We start from the raw sequence: 7,061 nt of genomic DNA on the forward strand, positions 1-7,061 counted from the left end.
TCGGTCTAGGACGTGGCGGTGTCGTCGTCCGTATCGGTCTCGGGAGGGCCCAGGCGTGCGGACACGGCATCCAGCCACTCCCGGTCCCAGGTCAGACTCCCCGAGCGGAGTTCGTCGACGAGACCCTTCACCCAGCGCAGCTCGGTTTCGGTGAGTGCCTGCTGGTACTCGTCCTCCAGCACGAACATCCGGGGCAGGCCCATGCCCTCGGCCTGCTCGGCGTCGGATTCCGCCTGCCGCAGGCGGGCCCTGAGCCGGTGCGCCCGCTCCTCAAGGTATTCGGCGGCCAGTTCCGGGGTCAGATGCGCCAGTGCGGCCAGCGCCACGGGGAACTCGGGGAACTCGCGAGCGGGCGTGGAGAGCATCTCCTTCAACCACCCGTCCAGGGTGCTGCGCCCGGCATCGGTGATTCGGTAGACCGTCCTCTCCGGGCGGCCGGGGGTGCGTACCCGGTCCGCCACCTCGATGAGTTCGGCGCGCAGAAGCCGGTCCAAGGTCTGGTACACGCTGTTGCGCTGCGCGATGTTGACGATCCGGTCCTTGTGCCGGGCCCTGATGAGCTGCTGCATCCGGTAGGCGTGCATCGGTTCCTCCGCCAGTAGGAGCAGGAGTTGTACCGCCAGCGGTGAGCGCCTTTGTGTCCGAGCTGCCACCCGATCGCCTCCGTGTCCGTCCATGCCTTCCAAGCCTTCGTCATTCTATGTATAGTCATTTTATGACTAATGGCTGTGAGTGAGAGGAGAGATCATGACCAAGGCACTGATCATCGGAGGCGGCATCGGCGGGCCAGTCGCCGCGGCGGCACTGCAACGGGCCGGGATCGAGGCGATCGTCTACGAAGCCCACTCCGGACCCGGTGACGGCATCGGTGCGTTCCTGACCCTTGCCCCCAACGGCCTGGCCGCCCTGCGCACGCTGGGCATGCTCGACGCGGTGCGGGCCGCGGCCTCCTTCCCCACGACCGGCATCGAGTTCGTGAACGGGAAGGGCCGCCGCCTGGGGCTGCTGCCGGACGGCTCTGACCAGGGGTCGCCCGAGCTGCGTACCGTCACCATCAACCGGGACGCGCTCCAGAGCACCCTGGCTGAGACCGCCCAGGAGCAGGGCGTACGTATCGAGTACGGCAAGCGCTTCGTCGGCTACACCGAGACCGGCACCCGAGTGGTCGCCGAATTCGCTGACGGCACCACGGCCGAGGGGGACGTGCTCATCGGCGCGGACGGCATCCACTCGCAGGTGCGGCGCCTCATGGATCCCGACGTCCCGCGCCCCGACTACACCGGCCTGCTGAACATCGGCGGATACGTGCGCGCCGAGGACGCGACCGTCGCCCCCACCCGGGGATCGACCACACGGATGTTCTTCGGCAAACGGGCGTTCTTCGGCTATCAGACCGCGCTCTCCGGCGAGGTCTACTGGTTCGCCAACTTCGCGCACACCGAGCTGCCCCGCAAGCAGATCACCGCGCTCGGCGACGACGCGTGGAAGGAGTACGTCCTGGAGCTGTTCGCCGACGACCACCCGGACGTCACCGCGCTCCTGAAAGCCACCGGCCCCGCGCGCTTCCGTCCCCTGGGTGTCTACGACCTGGCGTCCCTGCCGAACTGGAGCCGGGGCCGGGTGGCACTGCTGGGCGACGCCGCCCACGCCGTGTCCAGCTCCAGCGGACAGGGGGCCTCCCTCTCGGCGGAGGACGCCCTGGTCCTGGCCGCCTGCCTACGGGACCTGCCCACCCCGGAGGAGGCCTTCACCGCCTACGAACAGCGCCGCCGCGACCGGGTCGAGCGCATCGCCGCCGAGGGTCGCAGACGCGGCAACCAGAAGGCGGGTCCGGCCGGCCCGGCGGCACTGTTCCTGAGAGATCTGATGCTGCGGGTGGTGTTCCGGATGGTCGCCAGGTTCGGCAGCCACTCCTGGATCAACGACTACCGCGTCGACTTCGACGAGCCGGTCACCGTTCCTCACCAGTCCGCCGCGTACCCGAAGTGACGCGTCCCCGAAGTAAGGGGCGCGCGATGGGTCAGGCGTCGGCGAGGGCACGGCGCAGGACGTCGGCGAAGGCCTCGGGTTCGGCCTCGTAACCCAGATGGTCACCGGGGAAGGTGATCGGCTCGATCCCGAGCTTTCCGGCCAGGGCGGAGCCCATGGCGTGGATGTCCTGCCCCAGCGAACCCTCGCCCAGGCCCACCACCACGCGTGTTCCGTTCCGGTGCAGGGCGTCCGCGTCCGGCCGGTACAGCGACAGCGGAAGCATCCCGTGCGCGAGGAAGTACTCGAAGTTCCCGCTGACCCGCTCGAAGGTCGCTGCGTCCTCCTCGCTCATCGGCGGGGGAGCACCGCCCCCCTCCCCCTGTTCAGGGGCGTCCGGTTCGGTACTGTCCAGGCCGTTGAGCCCCAGGAACAGGGCGATCCCGGCCACCACACCCTCCTTCAGGTAGGTCTCGTGGATCTCCCGGTCGTGTGCGAGTGCCTCCGAGGGCTCGTCGAGCAGCATCACGCACGGGGGCTCGTGGGTCACGACCGCGCGCACCAGATCGGGGTTCCGGGCCGCCAGTGCGAGCGCGATCTGGGCTCCGCCGCTGGTGCCGAAGACGTTAGCGGGGCCGCCGCCGAGTGATCGGATCAGGTGCGCGGCGTCGTCGGCGTGCACGTCGAGCCGCTGGTCCTCGTCCGCCCGGCCCTCGGTGGTGCCATCCAGGAGGCTGCGCGAGTTGCCCCGGGGGTCGTAGGCGACGGTGGTGTACCGGTCGGCCAGACGCCGGGCCAGATCGGCGAGGACACCGGCGTCCTGCGGGCCGCCCGGGATCATGAGCAGCAGCGGCCCCGAACCCCGGACCTCGTGGTGGATACGGGCCCCGGGGACCCGGAGCGAGCGTTCGTCGGGGGAGTGGCCACCAGCGCCGGGCGAGGTCACGGTAGTCACCTCAGCTTCTCACTGAGCACCATGCGGTTGCCCTCGCTGTCCCGGAACTCGGCCACGGTGACCCCCGGCCGATACGGGGCCTCCCCTGGCTCGGTGATGATCTCCACGCCCCTGGCCCGCAGGGCCTCGACTGTGCTCCGGACGTCGTCCTCGACCAGTACCAGGACGGGGTCGGGGGAGGGGGCCTCGTCCTCGCGGGGGACGAAGTGCAGGGCTGTGTCGGAGCCCTCGAAGCCGAGCTCGATCCACCGCCACTTTTCGCCCATGGGCGCGTCGGCGACCACCTGGCAGCCGAGCTTCTCGGTGTAGAAGGATTTCGCCCGGTCCTGGTCGGAGACGGGGAGTTCGGCGAATTGGAGGTGCATGATCATCGTCTCCTGAACTCGCGCGGGCTCGTTCTCGCGCGAGGTCTGCTCGGAATCAAACTGGACTGTCCAGTACTCTATGGAAGTCAAACTAGACGGTACAGTACTCAAAGGTCAAGCAGCAGTGGGGCAGGACAGGGCAGTGAGGGTGGACGAGTCGTGAACCAGCCGGTCGAGGGCCGCTCGGCGCGCAAACGGCGCGCGATCCTGGAGGCGGCGGAGGAGGTCTTCCTGCGCGGTGGCTACCTGGGCACCAACATGGACGAGATCGTCGCGCGCTCCGAGGTGTCCAAACAGACCGTGTACAAGCACTTCGGCAGCAAGGAGAACCTGTTCGTCGAGATCGTCGGCCACATGACGAGCGGGGCGGGCGACCTCGTGCACGTCGAGGACCCCGACCTCGCCCCCGAAGGGGACCTCGCCGACTACCTCTGCGACTACGCCTACCGTCAGCTCACCGTGGTGCTGACCCCGCGCCTGATGCAGCTGCGCCGCATGGTCATCGGCGAGGTGGCCCGGTTCCCCGAGCTCGCCGAGACCCTCTACCGGAACGGCCCCCAGCGGGCGATCGACAACCTGGCGGGGATCTTCGACCGCCTGGTCGCGCAGGGGCGCCTGTCCATGGCGGACACCCGGGCCGCGGCGTCCAGGTTCAACTGGCTGGTCATGTCCGAACCCGTCAACCGGGCCATGCTCCTGGGCGACCAGGGCATCCCCGGCCCCGAGGAACTCCGCGCGCACACGGTCGAGAGCGTACGGGTCTTCCTGTCCGCCTACGGCGGGCTCCCCGGTCAGGAATGCGGAGCGGCGAGCTCGTAACCAGCCTCCTCGATCGCCGCGCGGATCTCGGTCACCTTCGGCTCCCGCTCACTGGTCACGGTCACCCGGTCCCGCTCCATGTCCACGGCGACCGCGGTGACCCCCTCGACGCGCTCCAGCTCCTCGGTCACGAAACCCTCGCAGTGCCCGCAGTCCATGCCGACCACGGTGTAGGTCCGTTCGATCACGCCGACACCTCTACTCCGTCGGAGCCGGTGGCGCCGTTGCTGGGGTCGCCGGGGTCATCGGTGACGCCGGGGTGCCGGAAATCTCGGCGTCCTCGGCGGGCTTCTCCATCCGAGTCAGCGAATGTGCCTCGCGCAGACGGCCGTCAGGGGTGAACCTGCCGAAGTAGTGCACGTCGATCGAGAACGAGCGCCGGCCCGACTCCACGCGCATGGTGTAGCGGGCGGCGAGCAGGTCGCCCTCGGTGGTCGCTTCGTGCACCCGCAGCCGGGACCTCGGCTTCCTCTTGCGGAGAGGGCGCAGGTGCGCGATGAGCCTGGCCCGGTTCATCCGGTGGCCGTCGGCGGTCTGCGCCATGTCCGGGGTGTGGAACCGGTCCACGATCGCGCCGAGGTCCTCCTCCGTCTCGGTGACCGCGCGCTTGAAGCCGCCGCAGAAATCGATGAGGAACTGGCCGGGGTCGGCGCCGCTGAACGGTTCCATGATGCCTCCGTAAGTTGGTAGGTGGCCCGGCAGGGCCGGGTGTGGCTGATGACAGCACCCAGCACCGGCCGGTCAGCGAACGGCTCACAAGGGTGATCGCGCGCGGACAGCACAGCGAAGAGTTCGACGACATGCTTCCCACTGCCTGGCTGGTCTCGGTCGTCCTCGCGATCGGCCACACCCTCCCCGACCCGGGAAGCATGTCCGAGGCCGAGACCTCCCGTGCCCGACACACCACACTCCTGCGAGCCCTCGGCCACCAGTCGCTCCGGTAGAAGGGCCGGCGTGTGACCAGGACCCGGCCCGGTTTTGGCCCGATTCGCCCCCTCCGCTGGCACAAACGGCTCCCGAACGCGGCTACCGTGCTCATGGGCCGTGATCCCCCCACCAGTCCACGGCCCTCGCCCTGACCATTACTCCCACCCGCGGAAAGCACCCGCGGGCAGCCAGATGGGAAACGTGTGAACAGCACCAACGACCGCTCGCCCCGGGACCTGCGTCTCATCGTGACCGGAGGGGGAACGGGCGGCCACACCTACCCCGCGCTGACCGCCGTCAACGCACTGCGGTCCCGGTTGGAGTCGACCGGCAACACCCTTGAGGTGCTGTGGGTGGGCGCGGCGGACAGCCTTGAGCAGCGCGTGGCCACCAGCAACGGCATCGCCTTCGAATCTGTCGCGACCGGCAAGATCCGCCGGTCGAAGAACCCGATCAAGCTGGTCTCCCCGGCCAACGTCAAGGACATGACCAACGTCCCCCGGGGCGTGGCCCAGGCCCGCTCCCTGGTCTCCGACTTTGCCCCGGACGTCGTCCTGGCGACCGGTGGCTACGTCGCCGTTCCCGTCGGCCTCGCCGCCCGCATGTGCCGACGCCCCCTCGTGGTCCACGAGCAGACCGTCCGCCTCGGCCTGGCCAACAAGGTCCTGGCCCGAGCAGGCGCCCAGATCGCCGTGTCCGCTGAGTCCTCCCTCGCGCTTCTGCCCGAGGGCTCCCAGGGAACCGCCGTCGTCACCGGCAACCCGGTCCGCCCCGAGGTCTTCACCGGCCAGGCCGAGCTGGCTGCCAAGGGCCTCGGCTTCGATGGCCACAACCCGGAGCTGCCCACCGTCTACGTGACCGGCGGCGCGCAGGGTTCGGCGCAGATCAACACCAACGTTCGCGACATCCTCCCGTGGCTGCTGGCCCGCGCCAACGTGGTTCACCAGTGCGGCGCCAACAACATCGAAAGCCTGCGCGAGAGCGCCCAGAGCCTGCCGCCCGGCCTCGCCGAGCGCTACCACCTCACCGCCTTCGTCGGCCCCGAACTCCCGGACGTTCTGGCCCTGGCCGACGTGGTGATCTCCCGCAGCGGCGCCGGAACGATCGCCGAACTCACCGCCCTCGGTAAGGCGGCGGTCTTCATCCCTCTGGCCTCCTCCGCGGGCAACGAGCAGGCGCACAACGCCCGCCACCTCCAGGAATCAGGCGCCGCGGTCGCCCTCTTGGGCGAGGTCACTCCCACCAACCTGCAGGCCGCCGTCGAGCCCTTGCTGGCCGACCCGGCGACCCGTGAGGCCATCGCGGCCCAGGCAAAGTCCCACGGCCGCCCTGACGCCGCCGAACGCCTGGTGGACGTCCTCCTCACGGCCGCAGGCTGACCCCAGTGGGGCCATCCCCGAGAGGGATGGCCCCACTTGCCCCCTGCAAATAGAATCGCCCCGCACGCAAGATCGCACATTTGGACTTTTTGCGAAGGAAATCACCAGTGTCCAACTTTCAGGAAGTTGGAAAAACAACCCCTTGCCACTGGTAAGACACCAGGTCAAAAAGTCTGCTCCCCGCGCACGCGGGGATGGACCCCCCCGAAGCCGGACGTTCACTACCATCCCCACCTGCTCCCCGCGCACGCGGGGATGGACCCGGTAGTTGATGGAGGACAGCAGGTCGTTGACGACTGCTCCCCGCGCACGCGGGGATGGACCCGCGCTCGGCTGCGTCGCTCACTGGCTCGGGTGCTGCTCCCCGCGCACGCGGGGATGGACCCTCCACGGACTCCCACGGATCGGTGCTGTCCATCTGCTCCCCGCGCACGCGGGGATGGACCCTTCGGGCAGGGCGTGAGGTTGGAGGGCGAGGACTGCTCCCCGCGCACGCGGGGATGGACCCCCTGGCCGTCCTCGTCCATGAGGGTGGGCTGTCTGCTCCCCGCGCACGCGGGGATGGACCCTCCGCGAGCTTCTTGATGCCCTCCTTCTTCAGCTGCTCCCCGCGCACGCGGGGATGGACCTACCTCCCACCATTCCTGG

The 7,061-nt window shown here is 69.3% G+C and carries 9 protein-coding genes and 1 CRISPR repeat array; of the genes, 4 read left to right on the forward strand and 5 right to left on the reverse strand.

What is annotated here, in order from left to right; translation table 11 throughout:
• Positions 1 to 5 precede the first annotated feature (5 nt).
• Complete coding sequence (locus D457_RS0107330) at positions 6 to 653, reverse strand: PadR family transcriptional regulator (RefSeq protein ID WP_039831057.1); 648 nt, start codon at positions 651 to 653, stop codon at positions 6 to 8.
• A gap of 94 nt (positions 654 to 747) precedes the next feature.
• On the opposite strand from D457_RS0107330, the gene D457_RS32060 reads away from it, so the two are divergent.
• Positions 748 to 1,989 (forward strand): FAD-dependent oxidoreductase, encoded by a 1,242-nt coding sequence (locus D457_RS32060; protein WP_017580000.1) that lies wholly within the window; start codon positions 748 to 750, stop codon positions 1,987 to 1,989.
• Between the two features lie 31 nt (positions 1,990 to 2,020).
• Here D457_RS32060 and D457_RS0107340 read toward each other — a convergent pair whose 3' ends face one another.
• Together D457_RS0107340 and D457_RS0107345 are read right to left on the reverse strand one after the other, a co-directional pair.
• On the reverse strand, positions 2,021 to 2,923 hold the full coding sequence (locus D457_RS0107340; protein WP_017580001.1) for an alpha/beta fold hydrolase: 903 nt from the start codon (positions 2,921 to 2,923) through the stop codon (positions 2,021 to 2,023).
• Entirely contained in the window at positions 2,920 to 3,288 is a 369-nt protein-coding gene (locus D457_RS0107345; RefSeq protein WP_026116427.1) for a VOC family protein, read from the reverse strand. Before D457_RS0107345 ends, D457_RS0107340 begins: the two co-directional genes overlap by 4 nt.
• A 159-nt stretch (positions 3,289 to 3,447) precedes the next feature.
• Between D457_RS0107345 and D457_RS32065 the strand changes: the two genes are divergently transcribed.
• A complete protein-coding gene (locus D457_RS32065; protein ID WP_017580003.1) occupies positions 3,448 to 4,107 on the forward strand; it encodes a TetR/AcrR family transcriptional regulator in 660 nt (219 codons plus the stop codon).
• Here the strand turns inward: D457_RS32065 and D457_RS0107355 are convergent.
• Positions 4,080 to 4,295, reverse strand: a complete 216-nt coding sequence (locus tag D457_RS0107355; protein WP_017580004.1) for a heavy-metal-associated domain-containing protein — start codon at positions 4,293 to 4,295, stop codon at positions 4,080 to 4,082. The genes D457_RS32065 and D457_RS0107355 overlap by 28 nt on opposite strands.
• 10 nt (positions 4,296 to 4,305) lie before the next feature.
• Complete coding sequence (locus tag D457_RS0107360) at positions 4,306 to 4,776, reverse strand: nuclear transport factor 2 family protein (RefSeq protein WP_017580005.1); 471 nt, start codon at positions 4,774 to 4,776, stop codon at positions 4,306 to 4,308.
• 41 nt (positions 4,777 to 4,817) lie between these two features.
• Between D457_RS0107360 and D457_RS32070 the strand changes: the two genes are divergently transcribed.
• Together D457_RS32070 and D457_RS0107370 are read left to right on the forward strand one after the other, a co-directional pair.
• Complete coding sequence (locus D457_RS32070) at positions 4,818 to 5,051, forward strand: hypothetical protein (protein WP_017580006.1); 234 nt, start codon at positions 4,818 to 4,820, stop codon at positions 5,049 to 5,051.
• Between the two features lie 186 nt (positions 5,052 to 5,237).
• Positions 5,238 to 6,413: a UDP-N-acetylglucosamine--N-acetylmuramyl-(pentapeptide) pyrophosphoryl-undecaprenol N-acetylglucosamine transferase gene (locus D457_RS0107370; protein ID WP_017580007.1), complete on the forward strand. Its 1,176-nt coding sequence runs from the start codon at positions 5,238 to 5,240 to the stop codon at positions 6,411 to 6,413.
• Positions 6,414 to 6,586: 173 nt separating this feature from the next.
• Positions 6,587 to 7,043: a CRISPR direct-repeat array (repeat unit 29 nt; unit sequence CTGCTCCCCGCGCACGCGGGGATGGACCC).
• Positions 7,044 to 7,061 lie beyond the last annotated feature (18 nt).

This window comes from Nocardiopsis valliformis DSM 45023, assembly GCF_000340985.1.
Classification (GTDB): domain Bacteria; phylum Actinomycetota; class Actinomycetes; order Streptosporangiales; family Streptosporangiaceae; genus Nocardiopsis; species Nocardiopsis exhalans.

Bases quoted from the DNA above. Each gene is read 5' to 3' on its own strand.
- D457_RS32060 (WP_017580000.1), top strand. From the start codon at position 748: ATGACCAAGGCACTGATCATCGGAGGCGGCATCGGCGGGCCAGTCGCC.
- D457_RS0107360 (WP_017580005.1), bottom strand. From the start codon at position 4,776: ATGGAACCGTTCAGCGGCGCCGACCCCGGCCAGTTCCTCATCGATTTC.
- D457_RS0107345 (WP_026116427.1), bottom strand. From the start codon at position 3,288: ATGCACCTCCAATTCGCCGAACTCCCCGTCTCCGACCAGGACCGGGCG.